This window comes from Lysinibacillus sp. OL1 (assembly GCF_004332175.1).
Lineage (GTDB): Bacteria > Bacillota > Bacilli > Bacillales_A > Planococcaceae > Lysinibacillus > Lysinibacillus capsici.
This window is the reverse complement of the sequence record NZ_SJDS01000007.1, coordinates 100,528-124,761: the sequence shown is the minus strand read 5'-3', so window position 1 is coordinate 124,761 and position 24,234 is coordinate 100,528. Positions and strand designations below refer to the sequence as shown.

17 protein-coding genes and 1 other annotated feature (1 of these 18 only partly in view) are annotated in these 24,234 nt (G+C 38.8%); of the genes, 6 read left to right on the top strand and 11 right to left on the bottom strand.

The window, feature by feature from the left end; all coding sequences use genetic code 11:
• Positions 1-60: a binding site (T-box leader), on the bottom strand (it extends 149 nt beyond the left edge of the window).
• A gap of 102 nt (positions 61-162) precedes the next feature.
• Together EW028_RS14015 and EW028_RS14010 are read left to right on the top strand one after the other, a co-directional pair.
• Positions 163-3,195 (top strand): transglycosylase domain-containing protein, encoded by a 3,033-nt coding sequence (locus EW028_RS14015; RefSeq protein WP_131521320.1) that lies wholly within the window; start codon positions 163-165, stop codon positions 3,193-3,195.
• Between the two features lie 135 nt (positions 3,196-3,330).
• Positions 3,331-4,212, top strand: a complete 882-nt coding sequence (locus EW028_RS14010; protein ID WP_066037564.1) for an NAD-dependent epimerase/dehydratase family protein — start codon at positions 3,331-3,333, stop codon at positions 4,210-4,212.
• A 109-nt stretch (positions 4,213-4,321) separates the two neighbouring features.
• Here the strand turns inward: EW028_RS14010 and EW028_RS14005 are convergent, their stop codons facing one another.
• The 5 genes from EW028_RS14005 to acsA form a co-directional block, all read right to left on the bottom strand.
• A complete protein-coding gene (locus EW028_RS14005) occupies positions 4,322-5,452 on the bottom strand; it encodes an acetylornithine transaminase (RefSeq protein ID WP_131521319.1) in 1,131 nt (376 codons plus the stop codon).
• Positions 5,453-5,524: 72 nt separating this feature from the next.
• A complete protein-coding gene (argB, locus tag EW028_RS14000; protein WP_131521318.1) occupies positions 5,525-6,310 on the bottom strand; it encodes an acetylglutamate kinase in 786 nt (261 codons plus the stop codon).
• The gene (argJ, locus tag EW028_RS13995; protein ID WP_131521317.1) at positions 6,273-7,505 is read right to left on the bottom strand and encodes a bifunctional glutamate N-acetyltransferase/amino-acid acetyltransferase ArgJ; all 1,233 of its coding nucleotides are present in this window, start codon (positions 7,503-7,505) and stop codon (positions 6,273-6,275) included. Before argJ ends, argB begins: the two co-directional genes overlap by 38 nt.
• 56 nt (positions 7,506-7,561) lie before the next feature.
• Positions 7,562-8,596, bottom strand: coding sequence for an N-acetyl-gamma-glutamyl-phosphate reductase (gene argC / locus EW028_RS13990; RefSeq protein ID WP_193767384.1), 1,035 nt, complete (start codon positions 8,594-8,596; stop codon positions 7,562-7,564).
• 237 nt (positions 8,597-8,833) lie between these two features.
• Positions 8,834-10,561, bottom strand: coding sequence for an acetate--CoA ligase (gene acsA, locus EW028_RS13985; RefSeq protein ID WP_371824157.1), 1,728 nt, complete (start codon positions 10,559-10,561; stop codon positions 8,834-8,836).
• A 321-nt stretch (positions 10,562-10,882) separates the two neighbouring features.
• On the opposite strand from acsA, the gene EW028_RS13980 reads away from it, so the two are divergent.
• From EW028_RS13980 to EW028_RS13970, 3 genes are read left to right on the top strand one after another with little or no spacing between them, the layout of a single operon-like run.
• The gene (locus EW028_RS13980) at positions 10,883-11,515 is read left to right on the top strand and encodes a GNAT family N-acetyltransferase (RefSeq protein WP_131521315.1); all 633 of its coding nucleotides are present in this window, start codon (positions 10,883-10,885) and stop codon (positions 11,513-11,515) included.
• Between the two features lie 24 nt (positions 11,516-11,539).
• Positions 11,540-12,187, top strand: coding sequence for an acetoin utilization AcuB family protein (locus EW028_RS13975; RefSeq protein WP_131521314.1), 648 nt, complete (start codon positions 11,540-11,542; stop codon positions 12,185-12,187).
• Entirely contained in the window at positions 12,187-13,347 is a 1,161-nt protein-coding gene (locus tag EW028_RS13970) for an acetoin utilization protein AcuC (protein ID WP_131521313.1), read from the top strand. The genes EW028_RS13975 and EW028_RS13970 overlap by 1 nt, the downstream gene beginning before the upstream one ends.
• A 172-nt stretch (positions 13,348-13,519) precedes the next feature.
• Here EW028_RS13970 and ccpA read toward each other — a convergent pair whose 3' ends face one another.
• Both ccpA and EW028_RS13960 read right to left on the bottom strand, forming a co-directional pair.
• Positions 13,520-14,524, bottom strand: a complete 1,005-nt coding sequence (ccpA, locus tag EW028_RS13965) for a catabolite control protein A (RefSeq protein ID WP_048393506.1) — start codon at positions 14,522-14,524, stop codon at positions 13,520-13,522.
• Positions 14,525-14,698: 174 nt separating this feature from the next.
• Entirely contained in the window at positions 14,699-15,784 is a 1,086-nt protein-coding gene (locus EW028_RS13960) for a bifunctional 3-deoxy-7-phosphoheptulonate synthase/chorismate mutase (RefSeq protein ID WP_004226108.1), read from the bottom strand.
• A gap of 173 nt (positions 15,785-15,957) precedes the next feature.
• Here EW028_RS13960 and pilM point away from each other — a divergent pair, with 173 nt between their 5' ends.
• A complete protein-coding gene (pilM, locus tag EW028_RS13955) occupies positions 15,958-18,111 on the top strand; it encodes a pilus assembly protein PilM (protein WP_131521312.1) in 2,154 nt (717 codons plus the stop codon).
• A 53-nt stretch (positions 18,112-18,164) separates the two neighbouring features.
• On the opposite strand, the gene EW028_RS13950 is transcribed toward pilM, so the two are convergent.
• The 4 genes from EW028_RS13950 to EW028_RS13935 form a co-directional block, all read right to left on the bottom strand.
• The gene (locus tag EW028_RS13950) at positions 18,165-18,665 is read right to left on the bottom strand and encodes a YtxH domain-containing protein (protein ID WP_131521311.1); all 501 of its coding nucleotides are present in this window, start codon (positions 18,663-18,665) and stop codon (positions 18,165-18,167) included.
• Positions 18,666-18,795: 130 nt separating this feature from the next.
• Complete coding sequence (locus EW028_RS13945; RefSeq protein WP_131521310.1) at positions 18,796-19,299, bottom strand: DUF948 domain-containing protein; 504 nt, start codon at positions 19,297-19,299, stop codon at positions 18,796-18,798.
• 109 nt (positions 19,300-19,408) lie between these two features.
• Positions 19,409-20,722 carry a UDP-N-acetylmuramate--L-alanine ligase gene (murC, locus tag EW028_RS13940; RefSeq protein WP_131521309.1) on the bottom strand — a complete coding sequence of 438 codons (1,314 nt, stop codon included), beginning with the start codon at positions 20,720-20,722 and terminating at the stop codon, positions 19,409-19,411.
• Between the two features lie 229 nt (positions 20,723-20,951).
• The gene (locus EW028_RS13935; protein ID WP_131521308.1) at positions 20,952-24,101 is read right to left on the bottom strand and encodes a DNA translocase FtsK; all 3,150 of its coding nucleotides are present in this window, start codon (positions 24,099-24,101) and stop codon (positions 20,952-20,954) included.
• Between the last annotated feature and the right edge of the window lie 133 nt (positions 24,102-24,234).

Sequence of the window (24,234 nt, the reverse complement as noted above, 5' to 3'; positions counted from 1 at the left end):
AACCACTGGCTCTCTAAACAGGGAATATAGACACTACTGCAAACTCTTCATCACCAGAAAACTATAAACATAATTCTATACGATTCTTTTTCAAAGTCAATAACTATGTTCGTGCTAAAACAATATGTGCTATAATAGACAAGATTTTAGGAGGTCGATACATTGAAAGATTGGATTGAAAAAATCAATGCAAAGATCGATGAATTACTTGAACAAAAATGGATGAAGAAATTACGTATTTCAGGTAGTGTTACCTGGAACTTATTTTTACTATTTTTAGTCTTTGCATTGGTTGGCACTGTATTTGTCGGTTCAGTTGGTGCTGGTTATTTTGCTTCTCTTGTAAAAGAAGAACCGTTACGCTCAAAACAAGAGTTAAGGGATCAGATTTTTAGCTATGAAGAAACCAGTGAGATTTATTTTGCCAACGAGATTTATATTGGGAAATTAAGAACAGATTTAGATCGACGTGAAACTTCGCTTAGCAATGTTGCACCAGAGGTCGTGAATGCTGTTCTGGCAACAGAAGATGAATATTTCCGAGAGCATAACGGAATTGTTCCTAAAGCGGTTATTCGTGGGTTATTACAAGATGTCACAAACTCTGCAACGCAGACAGGTGGTTCTACACTTACCCAGCAACTTATTAAAAACCAAGTACTAACTAATGAAGTATCATACGAGCGTAAAGCTAAGGAAATTTTACTGGCGATGCGTTTAGAACATTTTATGACGAAGGAAGAAATATTAGAGGCTTATTTAAATATCATTCCCTATGGTCGTAACTCTTCAGGACGAAATATTGCAGGTGTTGAAACAGCTGCGGAAGGAATTTTTGGCGTAAAAGCAAAAGAATTGTCTCTTCCTCAAGCTGCGTACATAGCTGGTATACCACAGGCACCATTTGCTTATACACCATTTACAAATACAGGTGAACTGAAAAGTGAAGAAGCTTTGAAACCTGGTATTGATCGTATGAAAACAGTACTTTATCGTATGAAAGAAGCTGGTTATATTGATGATGCACAGTATAATGAAGCGTTAAACTATAATATTGCTGCCGATTTCCGTGGACCAGAAATGCGCGCGGAAGATCGTTATCCTTGGTTGACTTATGAGCTTGAAGCTCGTGCAAAAGATATTATTGCTGAAAAACTAGCAAAAGATGATGGGGTTGACCCAGAGCGCTTAAAGTCAGAAAAAAAATTAAAGGATAAATATACAATTTTAGCAGATCGTGATGTTCGTTCAAAAGGCTATCGTATTTATTCAACCATTAATAAAGATATGTATGATGCGATGCAAAAAGCAGCAAAAGACTTCCAGTATTATGGTCATACGTATACTGGTAAAGGGAAAGACCCTGTTACTGGTGAAGAAATTGATATTGAGATGCCAGTACAAGTAGGTAGTATTTTAATAGAAAATACGACAGGTCGCATTTTAAGCTTTGTCGGAGGTCGAGACTTTAAAACCACTCAAGTAAACCATGCAACACAAGCTTATCGTTCTAACGGTTCTACAATGAAACCATTACTTGTTTATGGACCTGCCATTGAGTATGGCGTAATCGGTGCGGGTAGCCCCTTAGTTGACGTGAAATTCTCAATCGGTTCTTGGAGTCCAAGTAACTATATTACGAGTGATGAGCGAGGTCTTATCCCAGCACGTGAAGCTTTAGCAGATTCTCAAAACATTTCAGCACTACGTTTATATAATGATATTATTAGTAGACGCCCTGCAGATTTATTAGTAAAAATGGGATTCTCAAAATTACATCCTGATGATTTTACTAACCTAGCAACTGGGATCGGTGCTTTAAGCGAAGGAACTACTGTTGAAGAAAATACAAATGCCTTTGCTACCTTTGCAAATGGTGGCCAATTCATTGACGCTTATATGATTGATCGAATTGAAGACCAAGAAGGAAATATTGTTTACCAACATGAAGTAGAACCTGTTCAAGTATTTAGCCCTGAAACATCTTATATCGTGACAGATATGTTACGTGATGTTCTCACTAAAGGAACAGGGACAATGGCACGAAATACATTAAAATTCTCTTCTGATTTCGCTGCAAAAACAGGGACTTCTCAAGAATATAAAGATGTTTGGTTAGTTGGTTATAACCCTAATGTATCTCTTGGTGTTTGGATGGGTTACGATCAACCTCGTACACTTTATGCATTTAACAACACCTATTTACAGCCAAGCGTTCGGGTGAATAAGCTATGGGGTACTTTAATGAATGCCGTTTACGATGCGGATCCTCAGCTAATCGACCCACCAACAAGTTTTAAGGCGCCTAAAAATGTTGTGACTGCGTCATTCTGTGGCATTTCCGGCATGGCCCCTTCTGCAGCTTGTGCTAGCGCAGGTCTTGTACGCTCAGATTTATTTAATGCGAAAGTATTTTTACCATCACAACCTGATGATAGCTTAGCCTCTTCAAGTGTTGTGACGATTAAAGGAAAAACTTATAATGCGTTGCCAAATACACCAGCAGAGTTTGTAAAAGCAGGTGGCGCAGGCATTAATCAAGACTTTATTAAACGAATGTTAGGTAGACTTGGCGGGAATCCTGCTAGTCTGTTACCAAAGAATTCTACATTGTCGAATTCATCTGTATCAGCAGTTGATTTCCCAGCGGATGGTAGCCCTCCAGCAGCTGTTTCAGCTTCAGTAAATGGCTCTACATTATCATGGTCAGAGTCATCGAATGATGTTGTTGGTTATCGTATCTACAACGTTACGAATGGCGGTAATACACTTGTAACGTCCGTACTAGAGTCAACACAAAGCATTACGGTTGCTAGTGGACAAGCTTATGTAGTGGTCGCTGTAGATATTACAGGTTTAACATCACCGCACTCCAATGTTGTGTCTACTGGCGGTAGTGAAAATGAACCTGACCCTGAGGAAAACGACCAAGAACCAATACCACCTACAACGCCACCTACTAATGGCAATGGTAATGGTTCGGGTAGTAACGGCAATGGCTCCAATAACGGGAACGGGTCTGGTAATAACGGCAATGGCTCCAATAACGGGGATGGTTCTGGTAACAATGGCAATGGCTCCAATAACGGGGATGGCGATGGAAGCAATGGCGATGGAACTGATAACCCCGGAGATGGCACAAACGGAGGAGACAATGGTAATACCACTACTCCAACTGAAACGTCAAGGCGCTAATCCATTTTGCCTTAGCAAAAGCATTTGTATTAGATAATCAATTAAACAGACTTACTGCATATTCCTTATGAATTGTAGTAAGTCTGTTTTTTTGTCATTATTAAGAGGACTACTATTTTGAAGGGGTGAAAATATATGAACATATTGATTTTAGGAGGCACACGTTTTTTTGGAAAAAAGCTAGTTGATCTTTGTATTCAAAATGGACATAATGTAACGATTTTAACACGTGGTCAAAGTGGCAATCCCTTTGGTACACATGTTAAGCAATTAGTAGTAAATCGTAATGATCGTGATGCTTTAGAGCAGGCACTAGCCAATACAACATGGGACATTGTCTATGATAATATTTGCTATTCGCCCAACGAGGCACAAGCGATTTGCGAGATATTAAAGGGAAAAACGAAAAAGCTCGTCTTTACTTCTACTCTTTCAACATATGAGGTAGATGGTAAGATGAAAAAGGAAGAAGACTTTGATCCATACCAGTATCAAATTCGTATGGGACATCAAGAGGAATTTTCTTATGGAGAAGGAAAACGACAAGCGGAGGCAGTCTTATTCAAAGAAGCTTCATTCCCAGTCGTAGCTGTACGTTTCCCAATTGTGATGGGCGAAGATGATTATACTCGACGTTTACATTTTCACGTTGAACATATTTTACAGAATCAGCCGATTACTTTACCGAACATTGATGCAAAGATGAGTTATATTACAGATGAGGAAGCTGCTGAATTTTTATACTTTGCGGGTGTTACTCCTATTGAGGGACCATACAACGCTACCGCATCAGGGGCCATATCTCTCAAAGATCTAATTGCTCTAATTGAAGAAGCAAGTGGTCAGCGCGCAAAAATTTCCCTCATTGGTGGTGATGAGGAATCACAGTCTCCTTATGGAGTGCCTGCTGATTGGTATATGTCCAATGCTAAGGCTGAGAAGGCAGGATTTACGTTTAGTCAGCTTGAAGATTGGTTACCAAAATTAGTGACAACATTAGTAAAACAACTACAATAGCATTTATAGCGCAAAGAATCTGCTCATATCTAGCAGATTCTTTGTTCATCCTAATGTCTAGTCATTTTTGCCGCTAATGCCTCACTTTCTGCTGAACGAAAGTGTATTTTCACGGTAATATGTTCTTTAAAATAGCTACTGCTTTGTCAATCTCTTCCTTTGTGACCGTTAATGGAGGCAAAAGACGAATAACTGTTGGCCCTGCCCCTACTAATAAAAGACCACTTTCTTCCGCTGCCGCGATATAAGGCGCAACTTCCGTGTCCCCACAGCCAATCCCTAACAAGAGACCCTGACCTTGAACCGTATAGCTAGAAGGTAAATGAGCCCTTAGTTGTGCCACAAAATAGGCAGATATTTCTCGTACCTGCTGTAAAAAATCCGGCTCAAACACATGATTTAAAACAGCTTGTGCCACATTCATCGCAAGAGGGTTTCCACCGAATGTTGTACCATGTGTTCCTGGACTAAATGTAGCATGAAGCTCAGCAGTTCCGAGCATTGCACCAACAGGGAAACCACCACCTAAGCCTTTTGCCAAAGTTACGATATGTGGCTTTAATACCGTTTGTTCAAATGCATAGCGTGTTCCTGTTCGTCCAATGCCCGTTTGCACTTCATCAACAATTAGTAGTACACCTTGCTCCTCACAGACTTTTGCAATAGCTGCGGCAAATTCTGCTGATACACTATTGACGCCACCCTCTCCCTGAATCATTTCTAGCATTATAGCTGCAACTGAATCATCAACGGTTGCTTCAAGTGTAGCAGCATCATTAAATGGCAAAATCGAAAATTTTTCTACGAGTGGTCCAAAGCCATTATGTACTTTGCCTTGACCTGTTGCAGACATTGCTCCAAAAGTACGACCGTGGAATGATTTTTCAAATGTAATAATATGATGTTTGCCTGTATGCTTACGAGCTAATTTAATGGCCGCTTCATTAGCCTCAGCGCCGCTATTACAAAAAAAGGCATGTGAAAAGTGTGTATTAGCAATTAATTTTTCTGCCACCTTTTCCTGACCTGGTATTTCAAAAAGATTTGAAATATGCCATAGCTTTTGGCTTTGCTCTTGAAGTGCCTGTACAACGGCTGGATGGGCATGACCAAGACTCACTACAGCAATGCCACTAGTAAAATCCAAGTATTGCTTCCCTGTTGAATCCTCAACAATTGTCCCCTGACCTTTAACAATTTGTGCACGACGCTTGCCGTAATTCTCAAATAAAACACTCATGTTATCATCTCCACTATATTTAAAATAGTTTCTTTCAACAACTATACTTCTCAAGCTATCCTATTTAGAACACTAGGAAGAAAGAAGTTCACTTGTGGCTACAATTGTTGTACCAATTAAAGTTGCGCCTACGATTTGTACAGAAGGAATCCCTGCCCGTAAACAGTCAATCGCTCCCTGCACTTTCGGAATCATTCCACCATAAATATGGCCCTGCTCTGTCCATTGATCTATAAGACTAGGTGTAGCTATTGCTTGATATTCATCTTCAATACGGATACCACTCACATCTGTCACGAGTAGTAAGCTATCTGCTCCGATGGCTAAAGCAATTTCACTTGCTACCGTATCGCCATTAATATTAAGAGCCTGACCTGCTTCGGTCGTACCTACGCAGGCAATAACAGGTACAATCCCTACACCCATTAAAGCTTCCAATAAGGATGTATTGATATTTTTAATAGCTCCGACATAGCCATAAGCCTCTTGATCTAAAAAGTCTACGACCATCAACTGTCCATCAAAGCCATTTAATCCGATGGCTGTTATACCAGCCGTTGTTAACTCATGAACTAATGCAGTGTTTACTTGTCCTATTAGAGTGGATTGGACAACTTTAATTGCAGAATCATTCGTGACGCGTATTCCATTTAATGTATGTGATTGTATGCCTTGAGCAGCTAGTTCTCGATTTATGGCTGGCCCACCTCCGTGGGTAATAATCAGCTCTACCCCACTCTCTTGTAATCTTTTAAAATTATCAAAGAAAGTATCATTTAAACCTTCCAGTGTACTGCCCCCAAGCTTAATGACCACACGTTTATGAGCGGTATGATGCATTGATTTGGACATAGTCATATGTTAAGTCACATCCCCAAGCATGCCCCTTACCATCACCCACACCAAGAGACACATAGATTTTTACTTCATGCATTTTTAATATTTGAATTAACTCATTCTCAGAAAAGGGAATTGGTTCACCGTTTTCTACCATAGTAGCACCACCGATTTGGATGGTAATTTTATCTGGATCAACTGTTGCGCCACTATACCCTACTGCTGCAATAATACGCCCCCAGTTAGCATCACAGCCGAAAACAGCAGTCTTTACAAGTGGTGAACCAACGACTGTTTTTGCAATTTTACGTGCCTCCTCGTCTGAAATTGCACCAACAACTTCTACTTCGATAAGCTTCGTTGCTCCTTCACCATCTTTGGCAATCATTTTTGCTAAATCTTCCGCTACTGTTTGCAAAGTGTAAAAGAAATTTTGCCAATCTGGATGCTCTGGTGTTAATGAATCATTCCCTGCCAAGCCATTAGCCAATATTACCACTGTGTCATTAGTAGACGTATCCCCATCAACTGTAATAGCATTAAATGTTAAATTAGTAATAGTTGTTAATGCTGCTTGCAACACCTCAGATTCAATGTTGGCATCTGTTGTAATAAAGCCTAGCATTGTTGCCATATTAGGTTCGATCATACCTGAACCTTTTGCTACACCTGCAATAATAACTTCCTTGCCATCCACAGTTGTACTATAGCTTGTGTTTTTCATGACAGTATCTGTTGTCAAAATAGCCTGTGCAAAGTCAATCGCACTTTCTAAATTGTCCTTTGGCTCTAACTGTAGAATACCGTTTGCTACTGGCTCTAATTTCATCATTTCTCCAATAACACCCGTCGAGCAAACTCCCACCAAATTTGGTGCAATCCCTAATTTTTCAGCAGCTAGCGCTTGCATTGTTTGGGCATCTTTTACACCTTGTTTACCTGTACAAGCATTCGCATTGCCTGAATTGACGATCATCGCTTGCATTTTCTTAGTTGCATAAACAACTTCCTTCGTGACTTTTAATGGTGCTGCTTGCACAGCGTTTGTAGTAAAAACACCTGCAACACTTGCTGGGACTTCACTTACTAAAAGGGCTAAATCTTTTTTCTTATGTTTTAAACCACAGTGTAATCCGGCTGCCTTAAAGCCTTTTGGTGAAACAATATTTTTACTTGATAATTTTTTCATTACATTCGTTGAAGTGGTAACTGTCATCCGAAATTCCTCCTTAGATTAATAAATAAGAGAAGCATACAGTTTCCTGCATGCTGTTAAATAAAGAATGGTACGACATCTAGCCCTGTCGTTTGTGGTAAGTCAAATTGCACATTCATATTTTGGATTGCTTGCCCCGCTGCTCCTTTGACAAGGTTATCAATTACACTAACAATTGTGGCGCGATTTGTACGGGAATCTACTTTCACTAGAATGTCACAATAATTTGATCCCTTGACACGATTTGTCCCTAAACTAGATGCATCTGTAACGATTCGAACAAATGGATGATTCTCATAGGTTGCCTGTAAGCAAGTGATCAATTGCGACTCTGTAATTCCCTGCATTACTGGTGCATAGGATGTCGCCAAAATTCCCCTGGTCATTGGAACCAGATGCGTATTAAAAGTAACCTTTGTATCTGCTTGAGCAAACATGGAAAGTGCCTGTTCAATTTCGGGAATATGTTGATGTGTATTTACTTTATAGATTGAAAAATTCTCATTTGTCTCACTAAAATGGGTAGTTTGTGAGGGCTTATTGCCTGCTCCTGAAATACCACTCTTTGCATCAATAACTAGAAAACTAGGATCAATTAAACGTTCTTTTACAAGTGGTAGTAAGGATAATAAAACTGCTGTTGGGTAGCAACCCGGATTAGCAACAAGTGTTGCTTGACGTATAAGCTCTTCATTCCATTCTGTTAAACCATATACACTTTGTTGAACACTATGGAACGGTGCAGCTTTTTTGCCATACCAGGTTTCATAGCTTGCTAGATCTTTTAACCGAAAATCACCAGATAAATCGATTAGCTTTGGTCCTTTCCCAACCAAAGGCGGTAATAGCTCACTTGTCACCCCAGATGGTGTACTCGTAAAAATAACATCGAATTTTTCTAAAGTGTCATACGCAATCTTTTGTAACGGTGTATCAGCTATCCTAACAAGATGGCCAAATTTGGAAGAAAATTGGACACCCTCTTCTGAAGAAGTAAATAAATCAATTCGTTCCACAGCTGGATGATTATGTAAAAATCGAATAAGTTCTAGACCGCCATATCCAGTTGCTCCAACAATACCTACTTTCACTGCACTCACCTCTGAAATAAGTTAAAAATAGTATACGTCTGCATATTTATTAAGTCAACTGAATTTTTATTTAATTCATTGTTTTTTTGAAATAGATAATATTTCACTTACTCTCACCTCTATACTATTGTAAATCCAGAAAAAAGAAGGCAAGAATCCTTTCGCCCATCGAATGAATCCTTGCCTTCTTTTTATGCACATGTTGTATAAATATCAATTGATGTTTTAGATAATTAATTAATCTTCCATGGTTGATAAATCACCAGTCGGTAAATTCAATTCCCAAGCTTTCAAAACGCGACGCATAATTTTACCACTACGTGTTTTTGGCAATTTATCTTTAAATTCTATTTCACGTGGTGCTGCATGTGCAGATAAACCTTTTTTAACAAAATCACGTATATCTTCAATTAATGCATCAGAAGGTTCTACCCCTTCTCGTAAGGATACAAAGGCTTTAATGATTTCACCTCGCACTGGATCTGGTTTGCCGATAACACCTGCTTCAATTACATCTGGATGCTCAAGTAGCTTACTTTCTACTTCAAAAGGTCCTACACGTTCACCAGCCGTCATAATAACATCATCCACACGCCCCTGGAACCAGAAGTAACCCTCATCATCCATATAGGCTGAATCTCCAGAAACGTACCATTCTCCTTTTAGGAAATAAGATTCATAGCGCTCTGGATTGCCCCAAATTTGGCGCATCATGGCAGGCCAACCACGACGAATAGCTAGATTCCCCATTGTAAATGGTGGAACCTCATTGCCTGCATCATCTACAATCGTCGCATGAATACCAGGAAGAGGTTTCCCCATTGAACCTGGCTTAATATCCATCGATGGATAATTACAAATCATATGCGCTCCAGTCTCTGTCATCCACCATGTATCATGTATACGATGACCTAGTTCCTCTACTCCCCAGCGAATAACTTCTGGATTCAAAGGCTCACCAACAGACAGCACATGGCGTAAAGATGTTAGATCATAGCTTTCAAGCAAGCCACTACCTGCACCCATCAGCATACGGAATGCTGTTGGCGCACTATACCACACTGTCACACTATAATCTTCAATAGCCTGATACCATGCTTGTGGTGAAAATCTCCCTCCGACGATTAGCATTGTTACACCGTTTAACCACGGACCAAAGATGCCATAGGCTGTTCCTGTAACCCATCCAGGATCAGCTGTACACCAATAAATATCATCTTCACGTAAATCAAGTACCCATTGTGTCGATTGATATTGCTGAATCATAGCATTATGAACATGCAATACACCCTTTGGAGCACCTGTTGATCCAGAGGTATAGTGAAGAATCATCCCATCTTCTCTGTCTACCCACTCTATATCAAAATGAGCTGAAGCTTCTTTTAAATGTTTAGTAAAGTCCAGGATTTTATCTGTTTCCTCAACGCCCTCCCCTACTAAAAAGATATGCTCCAATTTAGGTAATTTAGCTAAAGGTACACGTTCAAGTAAAGCAGGTGTCGTGACTAATACTTTCGCCTCACTATCAGCAAGTCGATCATACACAGCACCTTCCATAAAAGCTTCAAACAATGGTCCAACAATAACCCCCATTTTCAACGCACCTAATAATGAAAAATAGAGCTCAGGTGAACGAGGCATAAAAATAAATAAACGATCACCTTTCTGCAGATTAGTAGTCGCTTTAAAAACATTTGCTGCTTTGTTTGTTAACCTTTTCATTTCATTAAATGAATATGCCTCTTTCCGTTTACCATCATTAAAATACAATGCCACCTTATTTTTGCGATGTGTTTCTGTATGGCGATCAATAGCCTCATATGCCATATTCACTAAACCTGTTTCGCTCCAACTAAATGCCTTTTCCGTATCTGCCCAATTATGAGATTCTGCCACTTCTTCATAATTCGTTAAATGGTGTTGACCAGGTAAAGCCATTAACTTCTCCTTCATTTTCATCCCCATGAAAATACCCCTTTCTTTGCTTTTGTTTTTGACTAAATTTCAACAATCCCCCCTGTGGAAATTCAGAGAATTTTCCAAAAGCAAAATTGATATGTAGCATTTGTTATATAACAGATATCCATAGTATTAATGTTGAAATCCCTAATAGCACTACTTTTATCTGTTAAATAACAGAAGCAATATAATCCTATTTTACACGAATTCGGATAGATTGTCTTAATATTTTTATTTTTCCAAAAATACAGGTATATTTTGCAAAAATAAGCGTTTTTACGCAAGAAATCAGCTATAATGGAATTATTAAACTCAGGTGGTGTAATTATGGAACATAAAAAAACTTTTTTTTCTGTCACAAAGGAAACAAAGCATGGTACTGTGTATGTGGAAGGACCTGTGCCTCCAGAAAAATTAGCTACATATTCATTCCATGAAGGCTTGGTTGCCTTCAGACCTCCAAAACAGCAACAGCAGGCCATTATAGAAATTGCTGGACTACCCGAAGGCCGAATTATTATTATTCGAAACGAAGATATTATTGTAGGCTATGTTACCTATCTTTACCCTGATCCACTTGAACGATGGGCAGAAGATCGTATCGATGACATGATCGAATTAGGTGCCATTGAAGTCATTCCAGACTACCGTGGTACTGGTGCAGGGAAAGCACTATTAGCCGTTTCATTTATGGGGGATGAAATGGAAGATTATCTTGTGATTACTACCGAGTACTATTGGCATTGGGATTTAAAAGGAACTGGTTTAAATGTTTGGGATTATCGTAAAATGATGGAAAGAATGATGAGTTCTGCTGGTTTCGAATATTTTGCAACAGATGATCCTGAAATTACATCACATCCAGCCAATTGCCTGATGGCACGCGAAGGAAAACGGGTGCCTCCTGAGACAATGGAAAGATTTGATAGACTTCGTTTTAGAAATCGTTTCATGTATTAAAACTAATACAAAGGGGATGCATATATGATTGTAGAAGAAATTATGAATGATAAGCCTTATACATTAGCTCCTACCAATACAGTGCAGGAGGCACTAAAGTTAATGCGTGAAAAGAAGGTTCGTCATTTACCAGTTGTAGATGAAGAACATCACGTTTTAGGTGTAATTACTGAACGAGATATTAAAGAGGTCTTGCCCTCATCTTTGCAGGATGAACCAAACTCTCCTATTTTTAATGCAAAAGTAGAGGATATTATGGTGAAAGACCCACTTATAGGTCATCCACTAGATTTTGTTGAAGAGGTAGCACTTACTTTTTACGAATCAAAAATAGGCTGTTTACCTATCGTCTCTGGAGGAAAATTGGTAGGCATTGTTACGACAACAGATTTACTCTATACATATATAGAGCTGACTGGTGCTACAGAGCCTGGGTCAAAAATCGAGATTCGGGTATCCGATACACCGGGAGTTTTATTTGAAATTACAAAAATATTTCATCAACATCATGCCAATGTTCAAAGCGTCTTAGTTTATCCTGACTCTGAAAATACACAAAACAAAATTTTAAGCGTCCGAGTAAAAACACTAAATCCTTTAGCAATGATTGAAGATCTACGCAAAGAGGGCTTTGATGTCCTATGGCCAAATTTACCGGGTGTTTCGCTATAATGAAAAAGGCCGTATTCGTATACTCGCCAGAACAACTCGGATATAAATTTTCAGATACACATCCTTTCAATCATAAACGCTTGACGCTAACTATGGATCTACTAAAAAATATAAATGCTCTCGATGATGTAGATATTGTACCAGCACGTGTTGCAACAGAAGAAGAGCTATTGCTTGCACATGATTCAAAATATATAGATATCGTAAAAAAAGCAGGACATGGTGAATTATCAGAAGCTCAATGTGAAAGCTATGGAATTGGTACTGAAGATACCCCCATTTTTGAAAATATGCATGAAGCAAGTGCACAGCTAGTTGGTGGAACTTTAACCGCTGTTGATTATGTAATGGAAGGAAAAGCCGAACACGCCCTTAACCTTGGTGGAGGACTCCATCACGGTTTCCGTGGTCGTGCATCCGGTTTTTGTATTTACAATGATAGCACAGTAGCTATTCGTTACTTGCAGGAAAAGTACAACGCGCGTGTACTTTATGTAGATACAGATGCTCATCATGGAGATGGTGTCCAATGGAGCTTTTATGAGGATCCTAATGTTTGTACACTGTCCATACATGAAACTGGTCGTTATCTATTCCCTGGAACCGGAAATATTACTGAACGCGGCAATGGTCAAGGCTATGGGACCTCGTTTAATTTTCCCATGGATGCATTTACTGAGGATGAAAGTTTCCTAGAGATCTATGAACAGTCCATGCGAGAGATTTTTGAATTTTTCAAGCCAGATGTTGTATTAACGCAAAATGGTGCAGATGCACATTATTTTGATCCATTAACACATTTACATGGAACAATGAATATTTATCGCGAAATTCCTAAGCTAGCTCATCAATTAGCACATGAATATTGTGATGGTCGATGGATTGCAGTGGGTGGCGGTGGCTACGATATTTGGCGAGTGGTACCCCGTGCCTGGTCCATGTTATGGTTGGAAATGACTGACCAAGCGTTACCAATAGGACCACTCCCTCATGCATGGCTGGATCGCTGGCAACCAGAAGCCCCCGTTCCTTTTATTCCAACATGGGAGGACCCGATTCCTTTATATGAGCCCATTCCTCGTAAAGCAGAAATAGAGGAAAAGAATGCTCAAATGTTAGCCAAAGCGCTACATATTATTCGGAATGAAAGACGGGATTAATTTGTTGGCCTCACGATATTCGTGGGGCTTTTTTTGATTGCTTTTGGTCGTATATCCATCAATTCTATTGTTCTATCCCTCACTTTTGAAACGCTATCCGCTATTTTTGACGTTCCATCCAGCAAAGAAAAACACGCAAATCCTTCATAAGCGATTTACGTGTTAGGTATCATTATTTACTTTTGACAGATTGTCGATGCTCAATACGGTGTGGTAAAATAACCGCTTCGTCCTCGACAGTTTCCTTGCTCATTAATTTTGTCAGCAGGCGCATTGCAACAGCTCCAATATCGTAAAGCGGTAGCGCGACACTTGTTAACTGTGGCCGAACCATTCGTGCTAACTTTGAGTTCTCAAAGCTGATAACTTCAATATCTTCTGGAACATTTTTGCCCGCATCTTGTGCGCCATGAATTAAACCGATGGCCAATTCATCACTTCCTGCAAAATAAGCTGTTGGTGGCTGTTCAAGAGCAGATAAAATCTCCCAAGCCTCTAAGCCCATATCATAGCTGGACTCTTCTGCAGCAATTAATGCTTCATCTATTGGTAAACCAGCATCCTGCAATGCTTTCTTATAGGCTGCTAGCTTGAATTTTCCGTTAATTGTATACGAAAGTGGGCCAGTTACAAAACCAATCCGTGTATGGCCATTTTGAATAAGTAATGAAATAGCTTCATAAGCCGCCTGGAAATAATCGATATTCACAGTTGCAATTGTTTGGGATTCATCCACAGAGCCTGCAAGCACAATTGGTACTGGCGAATGATCCATCGTTTGCTGCATCTTTTCTGTAACCTCATCACTCATCATGACAATACCATCAACCTGTTTTCCAAGCATTGTATCCAGTAGCTGTAGCTCTTTATCTTCATGTTGATCTGAGTTGGCTAAAATAATATTGTAACGATACATTGTGGCAATATCCTCTACACCACGAGCCAGCTCCGCATAAACATTGTTTGCAATATCTGGGATAATCACGCCAACTGTTGTTGTTTTCTTACTTGCTAAACCTCGCGCTACTGCGTTTGGACGGTATTCTAATCGTTCAATTACTTCTAGTACTTTTTTTCGTGTTGCTGGTTTTACGTTTTGATTACCATTGACTACACGAGAGACCGTTGCCATGGAAACATTTGCTTCTCTTGCAACATCATAAATTGTAACAGTCATCGTACGTGCCTCCCTTTTTTCCTATTATAGCCTTATCATACGATAATTTTCATATTATTTTCAAGAAGAACTACGTGAAAACCAAGTACTAATAGTCCTATTCTAGACATTATTTTGTCACGATATAACAAACACCGCCTGCCGAAGTAAGCAAGCGGTGTTCGCTGTTAACAATTAAGCATGAATTTCATGATTTTTCATGAATTTTTGTAGCGTTTCATAGAATGCGTCAAATGTTGGGATGTCCATTTGTTGTTGTGAGTCAGACAATGCCACAGATGGATCTGGATGCACCTCTGCCATAACGCCATCAGCACCAATTGCAATAGCTGCTTTTGCACATGGTAATAATAAATCACGACGCCCTGTTGAGTGTGTAACATCTACGAATACTGGCAAATGCGTTTCTTGTTTTAAAACTGGTACGGCTGAAATATCTAATGTATTACGTGTTGCTTTTTCATAAGTACGAATACCACGTTCACAAAGGATAATATTTTCATTTCCTTTAGACATAATGTATTCTGCAGCATGAATGAATTCATCAATTGTTGCAGCTAAACCTCGTTTTAATAAGACAGGTTTATTTGTTGCACCTGCTGCTTTTAATAATTCAAAGTTTTGCATATTACGTGCACCAATTTGAATGACATCAATATAATCCAATGCTTCCTCTAAATGACCTGGTGTCACGATTTCGGTAATAACACCTAAACCATATTCCTCAGACACACGTTTTAAGATTTTCAGACCTTCTAATCCAAGACCTTGGAAGTCATAAGGAGAAGTACGTGGCTTATAAGCACCACCACGAATTAACTTTTCACCTTTTGCTTTAATAGAAGCGGCAACTGCTGCTACTTGCTCATAAGACTCAACCGCACAAGGACCGAATACGAAAGAAGGTTTTCCTTGACCAATTAATTCACCATTGATATTAATAATTGTATCTTCTGACTTCTTCTTACGAGATACAAGCAACTCTTTCTTCTTATCAGCTTCAAGTTGTTTTAAAGCTGTTTTAAAGATTTGCTTAAATATATAATCAACCGTCATTTGGTTTAATGGACCTTGATTGTGTTCTTTAATAAGATCAAGCATGTGTCTTTCACGCAGCGGATCATAGCGATTCACACCTTGTTTTTCTTTAATTTTACCGATTTCATCAACTACAGCTGCACGTTCATTAATTAGACGAAGAATTTCTAAGTTTAAACCGTCTATTTGACTACGTAAGCTTTCTAAATCTTTTTGGCTCATGCTTTCTTGCTCCTCTCCTCATGACAGACACTTTCAGAACTCTGAAATGTATGTTACATTTTTAGATAATAGCATTATTATAATCAATGTTGTTCAGAATGTCACGCATTTTTAATTTAGCGCTTCAACTCGCTAAATTATTTTCAAGTATGACGCGAAAGGAAGCGATTACATTGAGTTCTAAACTATTCGCACTTGATATTGGCACTCGCTCAGTGGTCGGGATTATTCTACAAGAAGAAAATGACCATTTTCATGTGGAAGATATTTTGGTAAAAGAGCATAAAGAACGTGCCATGGTAGATGGACAAATACATAATGTCATGTATGTGGCAGATTTAATTAATGAAATAAAACGTGAACTTGAAGAGAAACATGGGCCTCTTACAAAGGTAAGTGTTGCTGCAGCAGGTCGATCTTTGAAAACTGAACAAGCTAGTGTGACCATCCATATACGTAATCGACCCATTTTTACTGAAGAAGATATTAGTCGCTTGGAACTTCAGGCTGTTCAACAAGCACAGCAGCAACTCTTGCAACAAAAAGAGGATGCAAAAATTAGCCACTATTATTGTGTAGGCTACTCAGTCCTGTATTATCGCTTGGATGGCGAGGAGATTGGAAGCCTGTTGGATCAACAAGGGGATGAAGCCCAAATCGAAGTGATAGCAACGTTTCTACCTCGGGTAGTGGTGGAATCATTGATTGCCGCTCTTAAACGAGCTGATTTAGAGATGGAAGCATTGACGTTAGAACCGATTGCTGCTATTAATGTGCTGATTCCTCCAACGATGCGTCGCTTAAATGTGGCCCTTGTTGATATAGGGGCAGGGACATCAGATATTGCCATTACGGATAAAAGTACAGTTGTAGCTTATGGCATGGTCCCTACAGCTGGCGATGAAATAACAGAAGCTTTAAGCGACCACTATTTGCTAGACTTCCCTGTAGCTGAAGAGGCTAAACGTCAGCTACAAACAGCTGAAGAGATATTGATTCAAGATATTCTAGGCTTTGATCAGTTCTATCCCAAGGAAGAAGTTTTTTTAGCAATTGAGCCTGCAGTGAAACAGTTGGCGAAGTCGATTGGAGAAGAAATTTTACGACTCAATAACCGAGTAGCACCCAAAGCCGTTATGCTGGTTGGTGGCGGTAGTTTAACACCCAACCTTACGATAGAACTAGGTCAAGTTCTAGATTTACCAGCTAATCGTATTGCTGTTCGAGGCATTGATGCTATTCAAAACTTGACAAAAGAAGAACACATAAAAGCCTCACCTGAATTAGTCACTCCTATTGGCATTGCCATTGCTGCTAAAAAGATGCCGATTCAATATATGAGTTTAACAGTCAATAATCAAGTGGTTCGCCTTTTTGAACTAAAAGAAATGACTGTGGCTGATGCCTTTCTAGCTGCAAATATTCGCGCAAAGCAATTATATGGAAAACCAGGACATGGGCTATCTATCAGTGTCAACGGACAGGACATTTTTATACCAGGTGAACATGGCCACCCTGCTGAAATAATGGTAAACGGGCAACAGGCATCAACTAAAACCCTGATTAAAACTGGCGATGCCATTCAGTTAATCGAAGGCCAAGACGGACAGCAGGCGACGGCTACAGTAAGAGATCTTATAGATGAGGCAGCAATAAAGACAGTGACAATCCAAAACACCAAATATGTGATTGAGCCAAAAATTACTGTCAATAACTCTTCTGCATCACTCGATACCGTTTTACATGATCGTGATATCGTCGCTTTTGATATAGCTGAAACAATTGAGGATGTATTTAAAATCACTAATAATTGGCATTTGTTAAAGCAATTTGAGTCCTATACGATTCAAGTGGATGGACAACCTTTATATTTACCAGAATTTTCTCCTCAGTTAATGATTAATGGAAAAGTTGCTAAATTGAGCTATGCTGTACAACATGGAGATGTGATAAGCTTCCAACAACCATCTCTACCCACAGTACAACATATCGCGGATCAAATGAATCTTTTGCTAGAGGATAAAATCATTATTCATTTCCAACAGGAAGTTTTGGAACTAAAGAAGACTGCAAATGAAGCGATTGTTAATAAAATGGTTGTATCTCCACAGTCCACTGTACACAATGGAGCGACTTTAGTATTTAAAGAAAAGGATCGCAGTCGTTGGATTTATCAAGATGTTTTTCGATTCTCTAATTGGCAACTACCAAGTGCCTTTAAGGGGAATTTTACGATTTTAAGGAATGGTCAGCCGGCGAGCTTTGATACAGAAATATTTGGTGGCGATCAATTAGAAATAATACTAGAAGCTACACCTATCATTTAAAAAAAGGGATACGTTACAACTTTATCTTGTAACGTATCCCTTTATATTATGCATTATGCACGAACTTCTTCAGTTGTTTCTTCTTTTTGATCAGCTTTTTCTGTCGTTTCTTCGGCTTTTGGTTCCTCACTTGGAATGTAATCCTCTAATGGTTCTTCCCCTTCAAAGGAAACTGTACCATCATCAAAAACAGTTGGTGCTTTTGCCGTTTTTAGTGTTTTTACTTTCTCTACTAATTGTGTAGATTGCTCTTGAATTTGTTTAGAAAGTTGAACTGTTTTATCTTTTGCAGTTGTCGAGAAGTCTGCACTCTTATCTTTTAGCTGAACAGCTTGTACAGCCACATCACTGCGTAAATCTTTTCCTGACTTTGGAGCTAACAGTAGACCTGCAGCAGCCCCTACGATTCCACCAACTAATGCGCCAATCACAAAATCCTTCATGTTTACACGCTCCTCTTCATAAATCGAGTCTTGCGGATGATAAAGCTGAGGCAAAGAACTTTCAAGCTGCTGTTCCTTTACTTCGTTAAAATTTGGCTTTTGAGTTGTCATGCAACAATTCCTCCCCATCTAATTATCAAATTTGTCTAGACTGGTTGTCCATCTCAAAGATGCATCTTCAACTTATATGTCTAAGACTTTATTTTTATTCAGCCAGCATAGAATACTCACTGAATAATTATCATTTTTTACGACCCCATTTTCTTTTTGGTGTTTCTTCTACTTGCACAGTTTCAAATGCATAGACATCTGGTGATACCGCTTCCTGCTCGATGATTTTGCGCTTTTTCCATTTATCAGCAATACCCATCGCAACATTACTCCATTGTACAACTTGTGCAATTTTTTCTTCATTTTGTTCTACGCTTTTAGAAACTGAAGAAGTGATCTGCTGAACAGAATTATTTAAACCATTAACGGAATCACCAATACCCTTAACAGCTTGAACTACTGAATTTAATTGTTCAGATTTATGTTGAATATCCTCTGCTAAGCTATTTGTTTTTGTTAATAAAGACGTTGTTTCGCGAGTGATGCCTTCCATTTGGCCTTCAATCCCAGATAATGTCCCAGCTAAGCTGTTTAGAATGGATTTAAGCGAGAATAATGTCATGCCCACGCTCACACATAAAATTAAAAAACCGATTGCAGCAATAATGGCTGCAATATACAAAATCACTTCCATAAGTTTACCTCCTGCTAGTAAATTGTCTTTACTATTACTTTCCCTATCTTCGACAAAAAAAACGGAATTCCTGCTTAAATTTGAGAAAAAACAGCTTAACCCCTACGGACTAAGCTGTTTCATTGTTTTTAAGCACGTCTTCAAAAGCATCTTGGAACTTGTGAACATCACCAGCGCCCATAAATAAGAATACTGCGCCATTATGTTTTGTTAATATATCAATTCCTTCAGTGGTAATCACTGCACTGCCTTCAATAAGTGACGCTAAATCATGAATAGAAAGCGCGCCTTGCGTTTCTCTCGCAGAACCAAATATATCACATAAATAGGCTGTATCTGCAAGGCTCAAACTATCCGCAAAATCTTGTAAAAAAGCTTGTGTACGTGTAAATGTATGTGGTTGGAAAATCGCAACTAGCTCACGTTCAGGAAATTTTTGTCGTGCTGATTGAATTGTCGCGCGAATTTCCGTTGGATGGTGTGCATAGTCATCTATTAAAACATTATCCCCTATGTCCGTCTCAGTAAAACGTCTTTTTACACCTTTATATGTGTGTAAACGCTCCTGAATAATATCTGGAGAAATGCCTTCATACTCACATAGCGTAATAACCGCCAATGTATTTAGAACAGCATGGTCTCCAAATAATGGGATAAAGAAAGTGCTATAAAATTCATTACGTACAAAAACATCAAATTTTGTACCCTCAGTTGTTTTTTCAACATTACGTGCTTCAAAATCATTTTCAGCACCAAATCCATAATAAACAACTGGTACTTTTGCTTGAATACGTTGCAGCTGTTCATCATCACCACATGCTATAATTGCTTTTTTCACTTGTAATGCTAATGACTGAAATGCAGAATATACGTCCTCTATATTAGCGAAGTAATCTGGATGATCAAAATCGATGTTCGTCATCACAGCATAATCAGGATTATATGCTAAAAAGTGACGGCGGTATTCACACGCCTCCATTACAAAGAAATCAGCATTTTCATGACCTGCCCCAGTACCATCACCAATCAAATAAGATGTCGGTTTATAGCCACCTACCACATGCGCCATTAAACCAGTCGTAGACGTTTTACCATGTGCACCTGTGATGGCAATGGATGTATAGTTGCCAATATATTCACCTAAAAATTTATGGTAACGAATGACTTCTACACCTATTTCTCGAGCACGTACTAATTCAGGGTGATCATCGGAAAATGCATTACCTGCGATCACTGTCATACCTGCTTTAATATTATCTGCATTAAATGTAAAAATTGGAATATTACGTTCACGTAACGGCTGCTCCGTGAAGAAATATTTATCGACATCTGAGCCCTGTACTTGTTCACCAGCATCAAATAAGATTTGTGCAAGCGAACTCATGCCAGAACCTTTAATGCCTGTGAAATGAAAAACTGTCATTAATTAAACCCCCCGGGAATTTCAATATCCCATCTATCATCTATTAGGTGTATCGTATTATTTGACGAATGGTTAGGTATTAATACCTTCACAAGTGTTAAAAAATACGTACTATTCAACACATCTTGTCTATTATAGCACTTTTTATGCATAAGGATAGATGTGTAACTTTTCTAAAAAAACTAAATTCGACGTAAATTAGATAATCTAGACGAAAACAATGCAATTCTTATTCAAACATAGTAATTAAATCTTCTTCTGTAATGTAACTTTCACGTGGCTTACTTCCTCTTGCCTCCGAAACAAAACCATGTGATTCTAACATGTCAATTAAACGAGCAGCACGATTATAGCCAATATGATACTTTCGTTGAATCAATGAGGTAGAAGCGCCACCTTGCTCATAGACAAATCGACAAACATCTTCAAATAAATCGTCCTGTTCTGCCGACACCTCTGTTTTCTTTAATAATTCCTCTTGATCGAAAATATAATCAGGCTCACCCTGTTCACGAACATGCTCAATAATTGATTCAATTTCATCATCTGTAACAAAAGTTCCCTGTAAACGCACTGGCGCTGACATACCATTACCTAAATATAGCATATCCCCTCGACCAAGTAACCTTTCTGCTCCCTGCCCATCTAAAATGGTACGAGAATCAATTTGAGAGGAAACTGCAAAGGCAATACGTGTAGGAATGTTTGATTTGATTAACCCAGTAATAACATCCACTGAAGGTCTTTGCGTTGCAACAATTAAATGAATACCACATGCACGTGCCTTTTGAGCAATACGGCAAATGGCCTCCTCTACATCTGCTGGAGACATCATCATTAAATCAGCTAACTCATCAATGACAATTAAAATGTAAGGCAACTTCAGGCTATGTTCATTATTTTTATCCGCTATGGCGTTAAAACGTGTAATATCACGTGCACCTGCATGAGCAAATAGTTGATAGCGGCGCTCCATTTCTTCAACTGCCCATTTTAGTGCAGCCGTTGCCGCCTTTACATCTGTAATGACAGGACTAACTAAATGTGGAATATGGTTAAATGGCGCCAGCTCTACCATTTTAGGGTCGATCAGCATGAGTTTTAGCTCGTGTGGTGCAGCTTTATATAATAAACTAACCAAAATAGAATTAATACAAACAGATTTACCCGAACCTGTTGCACCAGCGATTAAGCCATGTGGCATTTTACGTAGATCTAACGTAACAGGCTTTCCAGTCAAATCAAGTCCTAATGCTGCCTCTAATGGTGAATCCGACTCAACGAAGGAGGCACTATTTGTTACCTCAGATAAGCGAACAGCTCGTGATACTCGATTTGGGATTTCAATACCGATTGAACTTTTCCCAGGAATTGGTGCTTGAATACGAATATCTTTTGCTGCTAAGGCCAGTTTTAAATCATCTGCTAAGTTTCGAATTTTACTCACCTTTGTACCATGGCTCACGGTTATTTCAAATTGAGTAACAGCAGGACCTTGCATAATCGATTCAATTTGCGCAGAAACTTGGAAATAAGATAGCGCTTCGACTAATGTTTCTCCCTGTTGCTCCATCCAATCCGTATCCTGTGTTTTTTCCTCTGGTGGCTCTAGGTATTCATCAGTAGGCTTTTGATAGACGTGTACAGGCTTTGCTGGTATCTCAGCTTCTACTTCTACTACTTGTGGTGCTACTTGATTCTCAACAGATTCTACTGGAGCATACTCTACAATTTCTGAAACTACTTCAGGTTCAATAGCTTGTTCTGGTTCTGACACTTGTTCCTGTTCTGAAGCTAGTTCTGGTTCTGGTTGTAACTCAAGCTCTGGCTCAATAGTTGCAGAAATTTCATCAGCAGTTGCTTTTTCAATTTCTATTCTTTCATTTGTTGAGATACTTGACATTGATGTAACAGGAGCCATTTTAATTACAGCAATAGGCTCTTCAGCACTGCTTTTTGTAGTGACACTTTCTACTTCATCTTTTATATCAAGTTGCACTGGACCATCTACTTGCAATTGAACATTCTCTGTCATATAGAAATCGTTGTCATCTTCTGGTGGTGAAACGGACATTTCATTTGTTGTCATACTGTCTAAGGACGATGATTTTTCTGACATCACATCCACTAGTTTGTTTTTCTCTGTTTCTGGCTTTCTCTCTACACGTAGAGGCTGCTGAGCCATCTTCAATTGCTGTTGGATTCTCCATTTTTCTTTATCTGTTTTTAACATTAGTACATTAAATGGAATTCGACTTTTTTCTTCCCTCGATGCAGTATCAGGAGATTGGTCATCCATTGACGGTTGAACGACAGTAACTTCTCCAATATGGATCGTAGAATTTTCAATTTGTACTTGTTCCACAATCATTTCTTTGACATGGATTTCGGATTGATCTGCTGAAAGTTGTTGAACTGTTTGATCTTGAACCACAGCCTCCTTCTCTTGCCCTTCAAAATCCATAGCAAAAGAAGTCGTTTGAGGCACAGCTACATTTGATGACAAATTTTCCTTGTCATCGTTCTCTTCAACCAACAGTTCTTCCTCAAAAATAATTGGTTCACTTACTGTCGAAAGTTCTTTCGATTGAATGATCTCATGATGTTCCGTTACAACCGTTTGGTTTGTGCTAGCCGGCTCTTTTTCTTCTAGTATATTTTCATTGACCTCATTTGTTGTCGCTTCTTTTAAAGGCTTTACAACAGTAACCGCTTCAACTGCCTGTACATCGGTTTCTTGCTTCTCGTATTCCTCTTTTCTTTTATCTAATAATTCTTTGATGGGACTTGGTTTTGCAAAACCATAGACAGGTGAAGGCACATCTGTTGGAACAAATCGTTTGCGATTCTCAGGCATAATATTTTCAACTTTTTGTTCTTTTCGCTGACTCTTTTCTTTTGGTTCAGGTGCAGTCATAGGGCTTATAGTAGCTGTTTCATTTTGTGCATCTCGAAACACTAAGCTTGCTCTTGAACGAAATTCTTGTTCTGGAGGCTGACTTTTCATCATTGTTTTTCTACCTGTACGTTTAGAGCGATTTGCGAGTAAATCTCGTATTCCTGAAACCTCTACATCATAAACACTTGAATCGACAATATGATGATTTAAATGTTTTGGTAACGATAAATCCCCAATTTGTCCATAATCATCATCTTCCATTTGATCATACATTTCGTTTGAGGACGTATAGGATGCCTCACCTTCATTATCGTCAATCAAAGGGAAACGGAAAGTCTTTTGCTTAGCGATTGGTGGTTCTTTTTGTGTATGTAATTGCTCCGACTGAACTTCTCCATAATCCTCATAATATTCCTCATACTCATAGTCTTCATCTTCTTTATTAATAAATTTACTAATTTGTTTTTTAAACCAGTTCACTTCGTTTCACTCATTTCTCTTACACTTCATTTATAGCATTGTCTAGTTTTAAATTTATCAATAGCTCAATGTCTACATCAAAAAGCATACCATAAAAACGGTCTTGAAACTTGCATTTAGAGGCTCATTCTAA